This window comes from Rhodocyclaceae bacterium, assembly GCA_020248265.1.
GTDB lineage: Bacteria > Pseudomonadota > Gammaproteobacteria > Burkholderiales > CAIKXV01 > CAIKXV01.
Genome location: JADCHX010000004.1, coordinates 250,134 through 266,086 on the forward strand (window position 1 = coordinate 250,134; position 15,953 = coordinate 266,086).

Below are 15,953 nucleotides of genomic sequence, written 5' to 3' on the forward strand. Positions count from 1 at the left end.
CCCGGGGCGTGCATTCTCATTCTGCATCTGCAAGGTTCAGTTCCTTCTTCGATCCGAAGTAGTTCTTCATCACGGCCGCGTGGTACTCGATCGACTCCGGCGTACGGTCGCCCTGGGGACGGCGCTCGTGGTCGAAATGACCGTGGTGGTCGGCCCCGCGCACCAGCATGCCGGTGAGGCGGGTCTTGCCGGTGAAGCGGCAGCGCGTCGGGATGTAGCTGATGCCCACCCCGAGCCGGCGATCGTCCGAACGGTTCGGCTCCGAGCCGTGGATCGCCAGCGTGTGGTGCAGAGAGAACTGGCCGGGCTTGAGCGGCATCTGTACCGCCTTCGATTCGTCGACCAGGGTGTCGATCGCCTGCCGCCGCGGCAGCATGTGGTTGCCCGAGCCCTCGCGGATGCTGTGACGGAAGCCACCGGTCAGGTGGCTGCCCGGGATAACCCGCACGCAGCCGCTCTCGGCCGAGCTTTCCGACAGCGCGATCCACGCGGTGACCTGCTCCTTCGGCTCCAGCCCGAAATACGACGCGTCCTGGTGCCAATCGACGAACGCACCGTCCTTCGCGCCCTTCAGCCACAGGGTCAGCGTATAGATAAGGATGTCGCCACCGATCAGGTCCTCGACCGCATCGAGTACGCGCGGATGGCGTGCGATCTCGTCGACCCAGGTGAACAGCAGGTGCGACTTGGAGCCCATGCCGCCGATCTTCAGCGGCCCGAACGCCTGCTCCGAGGCTTCCAGCCGGTCGCGGAAGCGCCGGGCCTCCGTCTCGCTCATCGCGGTGAGCGGCGAGACGAAGCCCTGGGTGCGGTAGGCCTCGGCCTGTGCCTCGGTCAGGTGTTTCATCGATGCTCCTCCTCTGCCGTGCGCTGCAGGGCGCTACTGGATGCGCGCACCGGACGCCTTCACCACGGCGGCCCATTTGGTCGTCTCGGCGCGCAGGAAGGCGCCGAATTCCTCGGGTGTATTGGCGATCACCGTCAGCGCCTGCTCCTCGAGCTGCTTGCGCAGTTCGCCCTTCAGCAGCCCGGAGATCTCGGCATGCAGCCGTGAAATGACCGGCCCGGGCGTGCCGGTCGGGACCATCACGCCGTTCCACGTGCTGACTTCGTAGCCCTTCACGCCCGCGTCGGTCACCGCCGGCAGTTCGGGGACGCTCGGCGCGCGCTGCAGGCTGCTGACCGCCATGCCGCGCAGCTTGTTCGACTTGATCATCGGAAGCATCTCGGGCAGAGGGTTGACCATCAGGCTGATGCGCCCGCCCATCAGGTCGGCCATGCATTCGACCGACCCCTTGTACGGCACGTGCACGATGTCGATCTTCGCCATGCTCTTGAACAGTTCGCCAGCGAGGTGCGAAGAGGTGCCGTTGCCTGCCGAACAGAAGTTGAGGGTACCGGGCTGCGCCAGTGCGAGGGAGACGAGTTCCTTCACCGTCTTCACCGCGATGGCCGGCGAAGTGACGAGCACCAGCGGTGCCGAGGTCATCAGCGTAACGGGGGCGAGGTCCTTCAGCGGGTCGTAGGTGAGCTTCGCGTACAGCGAAGGGTTGATCGCCAGGCCGGGGAACCCTGTGAGCAGCGTGTAGCCATCGGCCGGTGCGCGCACCACGAGGTCGGCGGCGATGTTGCCGCCGGCACCCGCGCGGTTGTCGATGACGACCTGCTGCCCGATCGTCGCCGACAGCCGCTGCGCGACCGCGCGCGCGACGATGTCGCTGGTGCCGCCGGGCGCAAACGGCGCTACCCAGCGGATCGGCTTCGACGGGAAGGCCTGCGCCGTAGCCTGCATTGGCGCCACGGCCAGGACGAGGCCGCCGAGGGCAAGCGCTGAACTCCAGCGTCCGGTACTGCGCATCAGGGAATCCATGAGGCTCTCCTGTCGATAGGGAAAAGAGGAACTGTGAACGATGACCGGGTCAGTGCAGGGTGTAGCCACCGTCGACCAGCACGTCCTGCCCCTGCAGGAAGGCTGGCGACGACGCGGCGAGGAACAGTGCAAGCTCGGCGATCTCCTCCGGCCGTCCGAGGCGGCCGGCCGGAAGGTATTGCGCGAAGCGCGCCGCCAGCTCCGCGTCCGAGCGGCTTCCGACCACGGCAGGCGTGGCTACCGGCCCCGGGCTGATCGCGTTGACGAGGATGTTCTCCCGGCCCAGTTCGAACGCCATCGACTTGGTCAGGTGGATCAGCGCCGCCTTGGTCAGCCCATAGAGCGCGCGGCCCGCGCCAGCCACGTGCCCGAGCTGGCTCGCGATGTGGATGATTCGCCCGCCACCCTGCCGGCGCATCAGCGGCAGCACCGCCTGGCTCGCGAAGAAGGGTGCAGCAAGGTTCACCGCAACCACTCGGTCGAACTGCTCGCGCGTGTAGTCGCCGAAGGGCATCGGTGCGCGGGTGGCCGCATTGTTGACCAGGATGTCGACCCGGCCGAACAGGTGCACGGCCGCGCCGATCATCGACGCCGGTCCTTCGGGCAGGGAGAGGTCGATCGGCAGGACTTCGATACGACCGGATCCGCCCTCGGCCGCGCACAGGGCCCGCGCATCGTCGAGCTGCGCCGGCGTGCCATCGGCCACCAGCAGCACCGAAGCGCCTTCGCGCGCGAAGCGCCGGGCGATCGCACGCCCGATGCCTCCGGGGGAGGAAGCTCCGGTGACGATTGCGAATCGGCCTTCGAGTGACGGCACTGACATCCCCACGGCGCGGCTGCGCCTGCTTCGGGGCAAGGGCGCGAGCGGCTTTCGAAGTCCGCTAGCATGCCTCACAAACCCGACTGCCTCAAGGTGCGGGGCTCATCCGCTCACGGTTGGATGAGCTGCCCCATCTCAGCGCAGCGCCATCATCCAGCGCGCCCTCGCACACAGGTCACCATCGCGGCCCTGGCGCCCGATCAGCTGCAGGCCGACCGGCAGGCCGTCCACCTGCATCAGCGGCAGGCTGAACGCCGGCAGCCCGAGGAACGTCGCGTACACGAGGAAGCTGCGGCTTCCGGTCGCCGACAGCCCGATGGGGGCCGGGCCCGACGCCGACAGCGTGACGATGCCATCGAAGCCACGCATCAACGCGGCGACCTTGCGCTGCATCGCCTCGCGTCCGGCGAGGCGTTCTCCATAGTCAGCCGGGGTCATCGCGAACGCCTGCCTCATCCGGTCGTGGACCCGCTGCTCGATCAGGTCGCCATGCCGTTCGACATACTGACGATAGGGCCAGCGCATCTCGTAGGCAGTGATGCCGAGGCAGCGGTCGGCGAAGGCCGGGGTCAGCGACGCTTCGAGCGTGGCTGCAGCGGCGTCGGTCGATGCGTCGGCAATCTCGACCCCGGCTGCGGCGAAGCATTGCATCAGGTCGCCGAAGGTGGCGGACGTGGCTGCGTCCACCTCGCGCGCCCACGCCTCGGTGCGCAGCCACAGCAGCCGCTTCGGTGCGGTGGCACGCGGCAGGGCCTCTGCCGCGCGTTGCAGCGGCGGTCGCGCCGGATGGCCCTGTGCATCGGACAGGTACGATGCGATGCGCCAGGTGTCCTCCAGCGAAGAGGCGAGCACGCCGAGATGGTCATGGGTCGCCGAGATCGGATGCACGCCCTGCATCGACAGCGTGCCCCAGGTCGGCTTGAAGCCGACGATGCCGCAGAAGGAGGCCGGACGCAGCAGCGATCCCTGGGTCTGGGTGCCGAGGGCAGCCGGCAGCATGCCGGCGCCGACCGCGGCCGCCGATCCGCTGGATGAGCCGCCCGGGGTGCGTCGGGCATCGAGCGGATTGGTGGTCTCGTTGGACATGCCGCAGGCAAACGCGGTGGTCACCGTCTTGCCGGGCAGCACCGCGCCGCCGTCGCGCAGCGCCTGCACGCAGGCTGCGTCCCAGGCGGGCTGCCAGCCGGCGAACGCCGGGCTGCCCATCTGCGTCGGCATGTCGCGCGTGTCCATGATGTCCTTGATGCCGACCGGGCAGCCGTCCACCGGCGACAGGGGTTCGCCGCGCCGGTAGCGATCGGTCGAGGCCGCCGCCGCCGCCCGGGCGCCGTCGAGCGCGAGCGTGCGGAACGCATGCACCTGCGGTTCGCGCGCGGCGATGGTCGCGATGCATCGTTCGAGGTAGGCGCTCGGTGTGTCGCGCCGGCTGCGGAACTTCGGCAGCACCGAGGAGAACGACGGGAGGGTACGGTCCATGGATGCCTTCACTCGACGGTGATCTTCGCGGCCTTGACCACGCGTGCCCACTTGGCGGTCTCGGCCTTTATGTAGGCCGCAGTCGGCTCCAGCCCCTCGGCGACCGGCTCCAGGCCCTGTCCGGCCAGCTTCGCGCGGATCGCCGGCTGGTTCAGGATGCGTGCGACCTCGCCGTTCAGCGCCTGCAGGATGTCGCGCGGGGTGGCCGAGGGCGCGAACATCGCGTACCAGACATCGACCGCATAGCCCGGCACGCCGGCCTCGGCCATCGTCGGCACCTCGGGGATGCTCGCCGAGCGCTTCGCACCGGAGGTGGCGAGCAGCCGCAACCGTCCCGCGTCGACATGCTGGCGCACCGAGATCACGCTGGCGAAGGTCATCGACACGCGGCCTGCGACCAGGTCGGCCATGCCGGGGCCGGTGCCCTTGTACGGTATGTGCACGAGCCGGATCCCGGCGAGCATCTGGAACGACTCCATCGCCATATGTGGCGGCCCCACGTTGCCGGACGAGGCATAGAGCAGTTCGCCCGGCTTGGCGCGCGCGAGCGCCACCAGTTCCTTCACCGACTTCACCGGTAGCGAGGGATGCACGACCAGCACGTTCGGACCGTTGACCATCACGCTGACCGGGACCAGGTCGCGCTCGGGGTCATAGGACAGATTACGATGCGTGCTCGGCAGCACGGCGTGCCCGATGGAAATGGTCTTCAGCGTGTAGCCGTCCGGGGCGGCGCGCGCCACGATGTCTCCCGCGACCGCGCCACCGCCTCCGGGGCGGTTCTCGATCAGCACCGGCTGTCCCCAGCGCTCGGTCATGCCCTGGCCGACGATGCGCGAACTGGTGTCGACGCCGCCGCCCGGCGTCGCGGACACGATGATCCGGATCGCCTTCGACGGATACGACTGCGCAGATGCCGCGGCGGCTGCCGTGCCCAGCAGCCCGGCGGCCAGCGCTGGAAGTGCTGCGGTAGCGCGGCGCGCGCGGGTGCACCACTGGTGGCTCTGCATCGACGACCCCTGGTTGCTCGAAGGTGCACAATGATGCCACCGCACGGAGGAGCCCATGAACGACCTGACCGATCCGGCCTTCGAGCCGCCTGCATACGTGATCGAACCCGGCAGCGTGCGCGCGCGGGTGTCGGCCGAGGAGTGGGCCGCGCGTATCGACCTGGCGGCCTGCTATCGCTGCGCCGCGCTGTACCGGATGACCGACCTGATCTACACGCACATCTCGGCGCGTGTCCCCGGCCCCGACGAATACTTCCTGATCAATGCGTTCGGCCTGACCTGGGACGAGATCACCGCCTCCTCGCTGGTGAAGGTGAATCTCGACGGCGAGATCATCGACGACCCGACCGGGCTGGGCATCAACCGCGCCGGCTACGTGATCCACAGCGCAGTGCATCGGGCCCGTCCCGACGTGGCCTGCGTGATGCATACGCACACCGCCGCCGGCATCGCGGTGTCCGCGCAGGAACAGGGCCTGCTGCCGATCTCCCAGCACGCGATGCGCTTCCATGGCGCGCTCGCGTACCACGACTACGAGGGCGTCGCGCTCGACCTCGACGAGCAGCAGCGACTGGTTCGCGACCTGGGCGTGCACCGCGCGATGATCCTGTGCAACCACGGGCTGCTCACCGCAGGCGAGACGATCGCCCAGGCGTTCGACCTGATGTACTACCTTGAGCGTGCCTGCACGGCACAGGTCGATGCACTCGCCGGCGGTTCGAAGCTGCGCATCCCGTCGGCCCCTGTCGCCGCGAAGGTGGCGGCGCAGTTCGCCAACCTGCCGTACAAGAAGAAGCAGACCGAATGGCGCGCGCTGCGCCGCGCACTGGACCGCACCGATCCTTCGTACCGCGACTGAGCGGAGTGCTCGCGGCGCTCGGTCGGGTCTCAGTCCTGCGGCTTCGCCAGATTGTTCACGTAGTTGGTGAACAGGTTGATCGCCACCAGCGCGGCGATGTCGACCATGCGCGCATCGTCGATACCGGCCGCGCGCGCGGCATCGACCGCTGCGTCCGGGACATGGCCGCTGCGATCCTTCACTGCGCGTGCGAACGCGAGGGCGGCGGCAGCCAGCGGATCGGCGGATTCGAACCGGCGCGCGGCATCGAGCTCCGCGTCGGACAGGCCAGCCTCGCGGCCGAAGCGGGTATGCGCTTCCATGCACTGTCGGCAGTCGCTCGACGTGGCGACCGCGATCGACACCTGTTCCTTAACGGCGACGGGCAGCGTGCTGCCGGCCATCGCGCCGCCGAAGGCGGCATAGGCCGACATCGCAGCCGGCGAATTTCCCAGTGCGCGGTACATCTGCGGCAGGAAGCCGCGCTTGCGCTGCACCCCTTCGAGCATCGGCCGCGACAGCGCGGGCGCGGTATCGAGGTCTACCTGGCCAAGCCTTGACATGTCGTTCCTCCGTTCATTCAGGCGCGGATCGTCCAACTCTGGCATCCCTGCCGCGTACCCGACCGCGTCCGCGGGCATTCGGCACTCATCATGTTAACTCGCTTCAGGATCGTCCCTGATCGAGGCGGCGCGCTGCTGCTACACTGGATGCCGACCGGGCGCAGACAGTCCGGCGCCAATGGAGGAAGTGACATGCATCGTCGTCCGCACCCCGCCCGGGCCGTCGTGCCTGCCGTCCTGTTCTCGGCCGGCGTTGGCTGGCTCGCCGGCCCGTCCGATGCCGCGGCCCAGTCCGGAAAGTGGCCGGAGCGGCCGATCCGCACCATCGTCGCCTATGCACCCGGCGGCGGCACGGACGTCGTGGCGCGCCTGCTGACGCCCCGGATCTCCGAAGAACTTGGCCAGCCGGTCGTGCTCGACAACCGGCCAGGCGCCGGCGGGACCATCGGCACCGAACTCGTGGTTCGCTCGAACCCGGACGGCTATACCCAGCTGGTGATCCCGTCCAGCTATGCCAGCAGCGCACCGCTGTACAAGCTCAGTTTCGATCCGATCAAGGACATCACGCCGATCAGCCTGATCGGCATCGGTCCGCTGGTGATGCTGGTGCATCCAGCCTCGAAGATCACGACGCTGAAGGAAATGATCGAGTTCGCGCGCGCCAACCCGGGCAAGGTGAGCTTCGGGTCGTCCGGCATCGGCGGCACGCCGCACCTGTCCGGCGAACTGCTGCAGCAGCTCACCGGCATCCAGCTCTCGCATGTGCCATACAAGGGCGACGGCCCGGCGATGGCCGACCTGATGGGCAACCACATCACCGCCGCGTTCGCCGCCGGTGCGTCTGCCGTACCGCAGGTGCGCGGCGGCAAGCTGCGCGCGCTCGGTGTCACCACCGAAAAGCGCGCGCCGGGTGCCCCCGAGCTGCCGGCGATGAGCGAGACAGTCCCCGGCTTCTCGTCCAGCACCTGGTACGGGCTGGTGGGTCCGGTCGGGCTGCCGAAGCCGGTGGTCGACCGGATGAGCCAGGTGATGAAGCGCGTGCTCGAGAGGCCCGAGGTACAGGAGCGGTTGCGCGCGGACGTCGTCGAGCCGACGCCGGCGGCCACCGCGCAGGATTTCACTCGGTTCATCCAGAGCGAGATCGCGCTCTGGACCAAGGTGATCCGCACCGGGAAGATCCGTATCGAATGAGCGCAGGCTGCTGGGCGGGTTGCGGGTTGGGGTCAGGTCTTGAGTTTTGCATCGCAGATGCAAAACTCAAGACCTGACCCCAACCCGCAAAACTCAAGACCTGACCCCAACCCGCGTGTGACCCCAACCCGTGTGACCCCAACCCGTGACCCCAACCCGCCGGCCGTCGCCTTGACCCGGTTTTTGCGCCCGTGTAGTGTGATCACAACATTTCCTGGGTGAGGACTGCATGGCGCTGCATGCGATGAAGAGGCATTCCGTTCGGTGGTCCACGCTGTTGGCTGGCTTGCTCGTGGCCGCCACCGCGATGGCCCAGCCTGCCTTTCCGTCGAAGCCGATACGGGTGATCAACCCGTTCCCGCCCGGCGGCCCGGTCGATGTCGTGGGCCGTCCGGTGTTCGACCGCCTGCGCATCGCACTCGGCCAGCCGGTGATCATGGACCACCGCCCGGGTGCGGGCTCGATGATCGGCTCGGCGGCCGTCGCGAAGGCCGCGCCCGACGGCTACACCCTGCTTGCCACCGCCGGGCAGCACACGATCAACCTGAGCGTGTACGCGAAGGTGCCGTACGACACGGTGAAGGACTTCGCATCGGTCAGCATGCTGGCCATCGGCCCCTACGTGTTCGTCGTGCATCCGTCGGTGCCGGCCCGCTCGATGAAGGAACTTGTCGCGCTCGCCCGACGGCTGCCCGGAAAGATGACCTATGCCTCGGCCAGTCCGGGCAGCGGCTTCCACATGGCTTCCGAACTGCTCAACCTGATGGCCGGCATCAAGACCCTGCATGTGCCGTACAAGGGCGGGGCGCCGGCAGGCATCGCGCTGCTCGGCGGGGAAGTCGACATGATGTTCTCCAGCCCGGCAGTGGTGCTGCCGCATGTGCAGTCGGGCCGGATGCGTGCACTCGCGGTGACCACCCCTGCGCGTTTCGGACAGTTGCCCGAGGTGCCCACGATGGCCGAGGCTGGCCTCGCCGGATTCGACGCTCAGTCGTGGTACGGTATGTTCGCGCCGGCTGCCACGCCGAGGGAAACCATCGCCTTCATCGCCGACCAGCTCGATCGCGTGCTGAAGACGCCCGAGATCCGGGAAGCCTACCGGCTGGCCGGGCTCGATCCGGTCGGGGGCACGCCGGCCTTCTTCGACGAGCGGGTAAAGAGCGACATCGCGAAATGGGCGCGGGTGGCGCGCGACGCACGCGTGCAGGTCGACTGACCTCCCGCGACCGATCATTCCCGGAGACATGCATGGGCGACACTAAACGCATCGAAGAGATCACCCGCAGCAGCCATCCGATCCCGGAGCGCAGCGCCGAGCTGCCGTACTCACCGGCTGTCGTGATCAGTGGCCCCGTGGATACGATCTATCTGTCCGGCATGACCGCCGCTCCGCTGTACCACTCGCATCCGCACATCCGCGAAGAGCATTTCCATGCGCCGGACATCGAGACACAGGTGCGCCGGGCGATGGACAAGATCAAGCTGATCCTCGAGAAGGAAGGGCTGACGCTGCGCCACATCGTGAAGATGACGAAGTACCTGACCGACATGCGCGACCAGGAAGGTGCCTCGAACACGGTGCGCGAGTACCTCGGCGACTGGAAGCCGGCCAGCACGACGATCTGCGTGCACTGCCTGAACCAGCCGGGTGCCCGGATCGAGATCGACGTTACTGCCGTCAGGCCGCGCTGAAGCGCAGCCGGCCGAAGAGCCGGCAACGAAGGGAGGAGCAACGTGGTCTGTATCGTCCATGAAGGCGAGGTCGAGTCGACGGCCTGCGGGCGCGGCGTGCGCCGGCGCGCGATGCTCGACCGGGCGCGCATTCCGGCGACGCGCGTGCTGGCCGACCGCATCGACTTCGATGCGGGTGGCCGCCTCGACCTCTCGCTGCCGGCCGACAGCCTCGGCTGGTTCCTCGTCCTGGACGGCGCATTGCAGCTCGAACTCGACGGTGCAGTGCATGCGCTGCAGGAGGCCCATGCGGTCGTGCTGCCGATCGGATGCCGCGGATCGCTGTCGGCAGGATCGGGCGGCGCCCGCCTGCTGCTGGCTGAAGTGCCGCAGGCGCACAGCCTCGACCCGGGCATCGCCGCAAACCCGCCCCGGCTGCGCATCGTCGACTGGGCGCACGAGCCGGTGCTCGATTCGAAGCACGATGCCCGCCGGCGCATCTACGTCGCGACGCCGAAGCTCACTGGCAACAAGGCGCTGAAGGCCGAGATCATCGTCTATCCGCCAAACACCGACGGATCGAACCACCACCACGAGGGTGCAGAGCATTTCATGTACGTGATCGCCGGCGAGTCGACCGGCTATTCGGACGAGGTGCCGCATGCGTACCGGGCCGGCGACCTGGTCTACCATCCGGACGGCGAACGCCATTACACATCGACCGGCGCGGTGGGCAAGACCTTCATCGAATTCTTCGTGCCCGCCGAGTACCGTACGGTCTGGGTGGACGATGCGCGGGTCTGCACCTGGACGCCGACCGGCCGCGATTCGCGTGGTGGAAAGCCCTCGCGCGAGATCGCCGCGCACGATTCGAAGGCAGCGGCAGTGGCCGTACCGGAAGATCTCTGAAGTCCGCAGCATGCGCCGGAGCCACCGTTGAGCATCGAACAGGACCTTGAAGCCGCGCAGCGGCTCGCCCACCGCCCGTTGCTGGTGACGCTCGAGCAGAAGGTCGAGCCGGCGCACACCGCGCTGTTGGTGATCGACATGCAGAACGACTTCTGTGCGAGTGGTGGCATGGTGTCGAAGGACGGGCGCGACATCTCCGAGGCACAGCGCATGGCAGCCCGCCTGCCGCCGCTGCTGTCGGCCGCGCGCGAGGCCGGCGTGCTGTGCATCTTCGTGCGCTGCGAGTACACGTCGGAAGGCAATGCCTACCTGTCGGACCCCTGGCTCGAGCAGGCGGTGCGCGAACGCAAGGGTGGCTTCACCACCATCCCGGTGTGCACGAAGGACTCGTGGGCGGGTGACTGGTATGAAGACATCCGACCGGCAGACGGAGACATCGTGGTGGTCAAGAACCGCTACGACGCGTTCCAGGGCACGAACCTGGATCTCGTTCTACGCTCGCACGGCATCCGCACGGTGGTGCTGACCGGCGTGGTCACCAACGTCTGCGTCGAGACGACGGCGCGTGCGGCTTTCGTACACGACTACTATGTCGTGATGGCCGAGGACGGCTGTGCCGCCTACGTGCCGGAAGACCATGTACAGACGATGCGCAACATCCGGCGCTTCTTCGGCGTGACGCCGTCGATCGCGGAGCTGCGCGCAACGTGGAATCGCTGAGGCGGCGCCGGCACGGCGGGAGCCGACGGCAGGGGGAAGGTGTTGGAGAAGACTGAACTGCGCGACGGGATGCGCATCCTGTGGGATGCACCGATCCCGATGGACGACGGCATCGTGCTGCGCGCCGACGTATTCCTGCCACCGGGCGAGGGCCGGTATCCGGTGATCCTGTCCTATGGGCCATACGGCAAGGGACTCGCCTTCCAGGACGGCAACAAGGCGGCATGGGAGCGGCTGATCGCCCTGCACCCGGACGTGGCGGAGGGCTCGACCAACCTCTACCAGACCTGGGAACTGGTCGATCCAGAGAAGTGGGTGCCCGATGGCTACGCGGTGGTGCGCGTCGATGGCCGCGGAACCGGTCGCTCGCCGGGCGCTGTCGATCCATGGTCGCCGCGCGAGACGCGCGACTTCCATGACTGCATCGAGTGGGCGGGCGTGCAGCCGTGGAGCAGCGGCAAGGTCGGGCTCAACGGCATCTCGTACTACGCGATGAATGCCTGGCAGGTGGCGTGCCTGAAGCCGCCGCACCTCACGGCGATCGTCACCTGGGAAGGTTCGTCCGACTTCTATCGCGAGGCGACGCGCCACGGCGGCATCTTCTCGCGCTTCCTCACCAACTGGTTCCCGCGCGCGGTGCATCGGTCGCAGCACGGCTACGGCGAGCGCGGCTTCCGAAGCCGGGCCACCGGGGAACTGATCGCCGGGTCGGAGACGTTGCCGGACGATGAACTGGCACGTAACCGGATCGACTTCAACCAGTGGATCCTCGATCATCCGTTCGACGACGAGGCGCATCGCGAACGATCGCCCGACCTGTCGCAGGTCGAGGTGCCGTTCCTCACTGCGGCCAACTGGGGCGGGCAGGGGCTTCATACCCGCGGCAATTTCGAAGCCTTCGTGTGCGCTCCGGCGAAGCAGAAGTGGCTCGAAGCGCATGGCGGCGCGCACTGGGAAAGCTTCCACACCACGCGCTGCGAACGGATGCAGAAGCGCTTCTTCGGGCACTTTCTGAAGGGCGAAGATACCGGCTGGGATACGCAGCCGCGGGTGCTGCTGCAGGTTCGCCATCCCGACCGGTTCGAGGAGCGGGCTGAAGGCGAATGGCCGATCGCGCGTACTCAGTGGACGAAGTACTACCTCGATCCGACGACGATGGCGTTCGGCACCGGTGAACCCGGCGTGGCGACATCGCTCGCCTACCAGACCGGGGGAGACGGCCTTCTGTTCAGCACGCCGCCGCTCGAGGCGCCGATGGAGATCACCGGGCCGGTGGCCGCGAAGCTGCGGCTGAGTTCCGACAGCACCGATGCCGACGTGTTCCTGGTGCTGCGCGTGTTCGCACCGGACGGCACCGAGGTCGCGTTCCAGGGATCGAACGATCCGAGGACGCCGGTCGGGCTGGGCTGGCTGCGTGCCTCGCATCGCAAGCTGGATCCCTCGCGTTCGCTGCCGTACCGCCCATGGCATGTCCATGACGAGGTGCAGCCACTGGTGCCTGGCGTACCGGTGGACCTCGATGTCGAGATCTGGCCGACCTGCATCGTGGTGCCGGCCGGGTATCGACTGGCGTTGTCGGTGCGCGGTTGCGACTACGCCTACCCCGGTCCGCCGCTGAGCATCCCCGGCGTGCACTACACGCTGACCGGTGTCGGGCCCTTCCTGCACGACCATCCCGAAGACCGGCCGCCGGAAGTTTTCGGCGGCACGAATGTCCTGCATTTCGAACCGGGCAGACAGCCGTACGTGCTGCTGCCGGTGATCCCGCACGCGCGGAACGGAGGAGATTGAAATGGCTTCATCGAAGAACGTCGCCCTGCGCGGATCGACCGTGGCAGCGGTGGCCCTGCTGTCGCTGGCCGGAGCCCTGTCCAGCGGCGTGCTTGCCCAGTCCTATCCGTCGCGCCCGGTACGCGTGATCGTGCCGTTCCCGCCGGGCAGCGCCCCGGACCAGATCATGCGTTTCGTGACGCAGCACATGGCGCAGACCTCGGGCCAGCCGTTCATCATGGACAACCGGCCGGGCGCCAACGGTAACATCGGCGTCGAGGTCGCGGCGCGTGCGACGCCGGATGGCTACACGCTGGTCAGCGCGAACAACACCACCTTCGCCGGCAACGTGAGCCTCTATCGCAAGCTGCCGTTCGACATCCAGAAGGACTTCACCCCGGTGGCGCGCTTCATCACCACCGGGCTGATCCTCGCCGTGCGCAACGACCTGCCGGCGAAGGACCTGCGCGAGTTCATCACGCTGGCGAAGGCGCGCCAGGGAAAGCTCACCGCGGGGCAGGCATCGGCCGGCATGCGGGTGTCGATCGGCATGATGCGTTCGCTCGGCGGCGCCGAACTGCTCGAGGTCTCGTACAAGGGTACGCCACAGGCGGTGACCGACGTGATCGGTGGCCAGATCGATTCCACCTTCTCCGACTTCGCCGCCGGGCTGCAACTGGTGCGCGCCGGCAAGATGCGCGCGCTCGGCGTCACCACCGCGAGGCGCAGCCCGACGCTGCCCGAGGTGCCGGCGATCGGCGAAGTGGTGCCCGGCTACGACGTGACGGTCTGGGCCGGGCTCGCCGCACCGTCGGGCGTGCCGAAGCCGATCATCGACCAGCTGTGGGCGCTGTCGTCGAAGGCGCTGGCCGACGAGGGCGTGCGCAAGTCGCTCAACTCGCTCAGCTTCAGCGTCGAGCCGATGAACCCGGTCGAGTTCGCCGCGTATGTGCGCAGCGAGACCCAGCGCTGGGCGAAGATGGTGAAGGATGCGGCGATAGAGCCGGAGTGACGGGGCGGGGTCAGGTCTTGCCTTTTGCCTCGTAGAGGCAAAAGGCAAGACCTGACCCCAACTACTCCCGACTGGACGGCCGGCGCCCCGTGCCGCATGATGATTGGCAATGCATCTCCGTGGAGTCACTGCATGGTTCACTGTCCGATTAGCCGCCGCGCTGCCGCCTGGCTGCCGCTTGCCGGCACCGCCACCCTGCTCGTCGCGGGCCCTGTCGCGGCACAGCCTGCCTGGCCGTCGCGGCCGATCACGGTAATCGTTCCGCTCGCGGCCGGGAGCGCCGCCGACGTCTCGCTGCGGGTACTGACCGAGCGGTTGTCGTCCGTGCTGAAGCAGCCGTTCGTGGTCGAGAACCTGCCGGGCGCGGCTGGCCTGCCCGGGACGGCGCGTGCTGCGCGCGCGGCAGCCGACGGCCATACGCTGGCGCTGCTCAACAGCAGCATCATGACCACGCTGCCGCATGTCTACGCGAAGATCGACTACGACCCGTTGAAGAGCTTCGCGCCGATCACCACGGTGGTGAGCATCCCGACGGTGCTGGTCGTCCATCCCAGCCTGCCGGTGAAGACGGTGAAGGAACTCGTCGCGCTGGCGAAGGCGCGGCCGGACCAGTTGCTCTACTCGTCCGGTGGCGTCGGCAGTCCGCAGCACCTGTCGATGGCGATGCTCGGCTCGATGGCCGGCATCCGGATGACCCATGTCGCGTACAAGGGCGCGGTGCCGGCGACCACCGACCTGGTCGGCGGCCATGTGCAGCTGATGTTCAACGGGCTGGCCACGCCGCTGCCGCACATCCGTTCCGGCAAGCTGCGCGCGCTGGCGATGGCGGGTGCACGCCGCTCCGACCTCCTGCCCGAGCTGCCGACGGTGCAGGAAGCAGGCGTGGCCGGCTACGAGTACGAGCAGTGGGCCGGGCTGTTCGCGCCAGCAGCGACGCCGCCGGAGATCGTCGCCCGCCTGAACGCGGAGTCGGCGCGCATCCTGAAGTCGCCGGACGTGAAGGAGAAGCTGTCGCAGCTCGGCCTCGAGGCGCAGGGCGGCAGCGCGGAGGACCTCGCGCGCGCGGTGCGCAACGAACTGCCACGCATGGCCGAGATCATCCGGCAGGTGGGGATCAAGCCCGAGTAGCGCCGCGTCGGCCAGGCAGCAGCGCCTCGCCCGGGATCAGTCGCCGCCCGGCGCCGGGCGATCGATGCCGTTCAGGCGCTCCATCACCCTGCACACGGCGGCCATGTCTTCCTTGTCCATGCCCTGCGCCATCGCAGCGGTGAACACCTGCGCCGACGCCGAGAACAGCGGCACCGCACATTCCAGCGACTTCGCGAAGCGGCCGATCACCTGCATGTCCTTCTGCCACACGTCCATCTTTGAAGCGACATCCCGGTCGTAGAGGCCCTCTACCATCTGCGGGGCGCGCAGTTCGAACATGCGCGAGTTGCCGGCGCCGCTGCGCACCAGGTCGTAGATCGCCGACAGGTCGAGCCCGGCCCGTTCGGCCAGCACCATCGCCTCGGCGGTGGCCACGGTGTGCACCGCCACCAGCAGGTTGGCGATGAACTTCACGCGGCTGGCATTGCCGAACGCGCCGGTATGGTGGCTGGCCCGCGCGCAGCCGGCGAAGGCCGGCGCGATCCGTTCATGGTCCTCGGCCCGACCGCTGGTATAGACGACGAGGTCGCGCGTGCGCGCCTGCGCGCCGGTGCCGCTGATCGTGCAGTCGAGCATCTGCATGCCGGCGCTGGCGAGCAGCTCGCGGCACGCTTCCTTGTCGGGGATATCGAAGGTGCCGCAGTCCGCGACCAGCAGCGCCGGATTGCCCGCGGTGACCAGGCCCTGCTCGCCCGAGATCACCGCGCGCAGGATGTCCGCGCCGGGGAGCACGGTGAGGACTTCATCGACCGCGCGCGCAACCGCTGCCGGTGTTGCCGCCGGCGTGCCGCCGGCCGCGGTGAACGCCTGCATGCGTGCGGCATCCACGTCGTGCCCGACCACCGTCCAGCCGGCGTCGAGCAGGTGCCCGGCCATCGCCGAGCCCATGATGCCCAGGCCGATGAAGCCGACGCGGCGCGCCGGCGGGCGCCCCGATGCAGCGGTCACTTGCGG

At 68.3% G+C, this 15,953-nt stretch carries 16 protein-coding genes; 9 read left to right on the plus strand and 7 right to left on the minus strand.

The window, feature by feature from the left end; all coding sequences use genetic code 11:
• Nucleotides 1-16: 16 nt before the first annotated feature.
• The 5 genes from ING98_04925 to ING98_04945 all read right to left on the minus strand — a co-directional run bounded on the left by ING98_04925 (nucleotide 17) and on the right by ING98_04945 (nucleotide 5,176).
• The gene (locus ING98_04925; GenBank protein MCA3101195.1) at nucleotides 17-847 is read right to left on the minus strand and encodes a phytanoyl-CoA dioxygenase family protein; all 831 of its coding nucleotides are present in this window, start codon (nucleotides 845-847) and stop codon (nucleotides 17-19) included.
• Nucleotides 848-880: 33 nt separating this feature from the next.
• Nucleotides 881-1,870, minus strand: a complete 990-nt coding sequence (locus ING98_04930) for a tripartite tricarboxylate transporter substrate binding protein (GenBank protein ID MCA3101196.1) — start codon at nucleotides 1,868-1,870, stop codon at nucleotides 881-883.
• 49 nt (nucleotides 1,871-1,919) lie between these two features.
• Nucleotides 1,920-2,693, minus strand: a complete 774-nt coding sequence (locus tag ING98_04935; GenBank protein MCA3101197.1) for an SDR family oxidoreductase — start codon at nucleotides 2,691-2,693, stop codon at nucleotides 1,920-1,922.
• A gap of 132 nt (nucleotides 2,694-2,825) precedes the next feature.
• Complete coding sequence (locus tag ING98_04940) at nucleotides 2,826-4,166, minus strand: amidase (GenBank protein ID MCA3101198.1); 1,341 nt, start codon at nucleotides 4,164-4,166, stop codon at nucleotides 2,826-2,828.
• A gap of 8 nt (nucleotides 4,167-4,174) precedes the next feature.
• Nucleotides 4,175-5,176 (minus strand): tripartite tricarboxylate transporter substrate binding protein, encoded by a 1,002-nt coding sequence (locus tag ING98_04945; protein ID MCA3101199.1) that lies wholly within the window; start codon nucleotides 5,174-5,176, stop codon nucleotides 4,175-4,177.
• 55 nt (nucleotides 5,177-5,231) lie between these two features.
• Here ING98_04945 and ING98_04950 point away from each other — a divergent pair, with 55 nt between their 5' ends.
• Nucleotides 5,232-6,035, plus strand: a complete 804-nt coding sequence (locus ING98_04950; protein MCA3101200.1) for a class II aldolase/adducin family protein — start codon at nucleotides 5,232-5,234, stop codon at nucleotides 6,033-6,035.
• A gap of 29 nt (nucleotides 6,036-6,064) precedes the next feature.
• Here ING98_04950 and ING98_04955 read toward each other — a convergent pair whose 3' ends face one another.
• Nucleotides 6,065-6,577 (minus strand): carboxymuconolactone decarboxylase family protein, encoded by a 513-nt coding sequence (locus tag ING98_04955; protein ID MCA3101201.1) that lies wholly within the window; start codon nucleotides 6,575-6,577, stop codon nucleotides 6,065-6,067.
• A gap of 192 nt (nucleotides 6,578-6,769) precedes the next feature.
• On the opposite strand from ING98_04955, the gene ING98_04960 reads away from it, so the two are divergent.
• From ING98_04960 to ING98_04995, 8 genes are all read left to right on the plus strand, one after another.
• A complete protein-coding gene (locus tag ING98_04960; protein MCA3101202.1) occupies nucleotides 6,770-7,768 on the plus strand; it encodes a tripartite tricarboxylate transporter substrate binding protein in 999 nt (332 codons plus the stop codon).
• A gap of 277 nt (nucleotides 7,769-8,045) precedes the next feature.
• Complete coding sequence (locus ING98_04965) at nucleotides 8,046-8,984, plus strand: tripartite tricarboxylate transporter substrate binding protein (protein ID MCA3101203.1); 939 nt, start codon at nucleotides 8,046-8,048, stop codon at nucleotides 8,982-8,984.
• A gap of 32 nt (nucleotides 8,985-9,016) precedes the next feature.
• Entirely contained in the window at nucleotides 9,017-9,460 is a 444-nt protein-coding gene (locus ING98_04970; GenBank protein MCA3101204.1) for a RidA family protein, read from the plus strand.
• A gap of 42 nt (nucleotides 9,461-9,502) precedes the next feature.
• The gene (locus ING98_04975) at nucleotides 9,503-10,348 is read left to right on the plus strand and encodes a cupin domain-containing protein (protein ID MCA3101205.1); all 846 of its coding nucleotides are present in this window, start codon (nucleotides 9,503-9,505) and stop codon (nucleotides 10,346-10,348) included.
• Between the two features lie 27 nt (nucleotides 10,349-10,375).
• Nucleotides 10,376-11,068 carry a cysteine hydrolase gene (locus ING98_04980; protein ID MCA3101206.1) on the plus strand — a complete coding sequence of 231 codons (693 nt, stop codon included), beginning with the start codon at nucleotides 10,376-10,378 and terminating at the stop codon, nucleotides 11,066-11,068.
• Between the two features lie 69 nt (nucleotides 11,069-11,137).
• A complete protein-coding gene (locus tag ING98_04985) occupies nucleotides 11,138-12,859 on the plus strand; it encodes a CocE/NonD family hydrolase (protein MCA3101207.1) in 1,722 nt (573 codons plus the stop codon).
• 1 nt (nucleotide 12,860) lies between these two features.
• Complete coding sequence (locus tag ING98_04990; protein ID MCA3101208.1) at nucleotides 12,861-13,850, plus strand: tripartite tricarboxylate transporter substrate binding protein; 990 nt, start codon at nucleotides 12,861-12,863, stop codon at nucleotides 13,848-13,850.
• Between the two features lie 132 nt (nucleotides 13,851-13,982).
• The gene (locus tag ING98_04995; GenBank protein ID MCA3101209.1) at nucleotides 13,983-14,978 is read left to right on the plus strand and encodes a tripartite tricarboxylate transporter substrate binding protein; all 996 of its coding nucleotides are present in this window, start codon (nucleotides 13,983-13,985) and stop codon (nucleotides 14,976-14,978) included.
• A 36-nt stretch (nucleotides 14,979-15,014) separates the two neighbouring features.
• On the opposite strand, the gene ING98_05000 is transcribed toward ING98_04995, so the two are convergent.
• Nucleotides 15,015-15,947 (minus strand): NAD(P)-dependent oxidoreductase, encoded by a 933-nt coding sequence (locus ING98_05000; protein ID MCA3101210.1) that lies wholly within the window; start codon nucleotides 15,945-15,947, stop codon nucleotides 15,015-15,017.
• Nucleotides 15,948-15,953: the final 6 nt, after the last annotated feature.

Bases quoted from the DNA above. Each gene is read 5' to 3' on its own strand.
- ING98_04925 (MCA3101195.1), bottom strand. From the start codon at position 847: ATGAAACACCTGACCGAGGCACAGGCCGAGGCCTACCGCACCCAGGGC.
- ING98_04930 (MCA3101196.1), bottom strand. From the start codon at position 1,870: ATGGATTCCCTGATGCGCAGTACCGGACGCTGGAGTTCAGCGCTTGCC.
- ING98_04935 (MCA3101197.1), bottom strand. From the start codon at position 2,693: ATGTCAGTGCCGTCACTCGAAGGCCGATTCGCAATCGTCACCGGAGCT.
- ING98_04940 (MCA3101198.1), bottom strand. From the start codon at position 4,166: ATGGACCGTACCCTCCCGTCGTTCTCCTCGGTGCTGCCGAAGTTCCGC.
- ING98_04945 (MCA3101199.1), bottom strand. From the start codon at position 5,176: ATGCAGAGCCACCAGTGGTGCACCCGCGCGCGCCGCGCTACCGCAGCA.
- ING98_04950 (MCA3101200.1), top strand. From the start codon at position 5,232: ATGAACGACCTGACCGATCCGGCCTTCGAGCCGCCTGCATACGTGATC.
- ING98_04955 (MCA3101201.1), bottom strand. From the start codon at position 6,577: ATGTCAAGGCTTGGCCAGGTAGACCTCGATACCGCGCCCGCGCTGTCG.
- ING98_04960 (MCA3101202.1), top strand. From the start codon at position 6,770: ATGCATCGTCGTCCGCACCCCGCCCGGGCCGTCGTGCCTGCCGTCCTG.
- ING98_04970 (MCA3101204.1), top strand. From the start codon at position 9,017: ATGGGCGACACTAAACGCATCGAAGAGATCACCCGCAGCAGCCATCCG.
- ING98_04985 (MCA3101207.1), top strand. From the start codon at position 11,138: ATGCGCATCCTGTGGGATGCACCGATCCCGATGGACGACGGCATCGTG.
- ING98_04990 (MCA3101208.1), top strand. From the start codon at position 12,861: ATGGCTTCATCGAAGAACGTCGCCCTGCGCGGATCGACCGTGGCAGCG.
- ING98_04995 (MCA3101209.1), top strand. From the start codon at position 13,983: ATGGTTCACTGTCCGATTAGCCGCCGCGCTGCCGCCTGGCTGCCGCTT.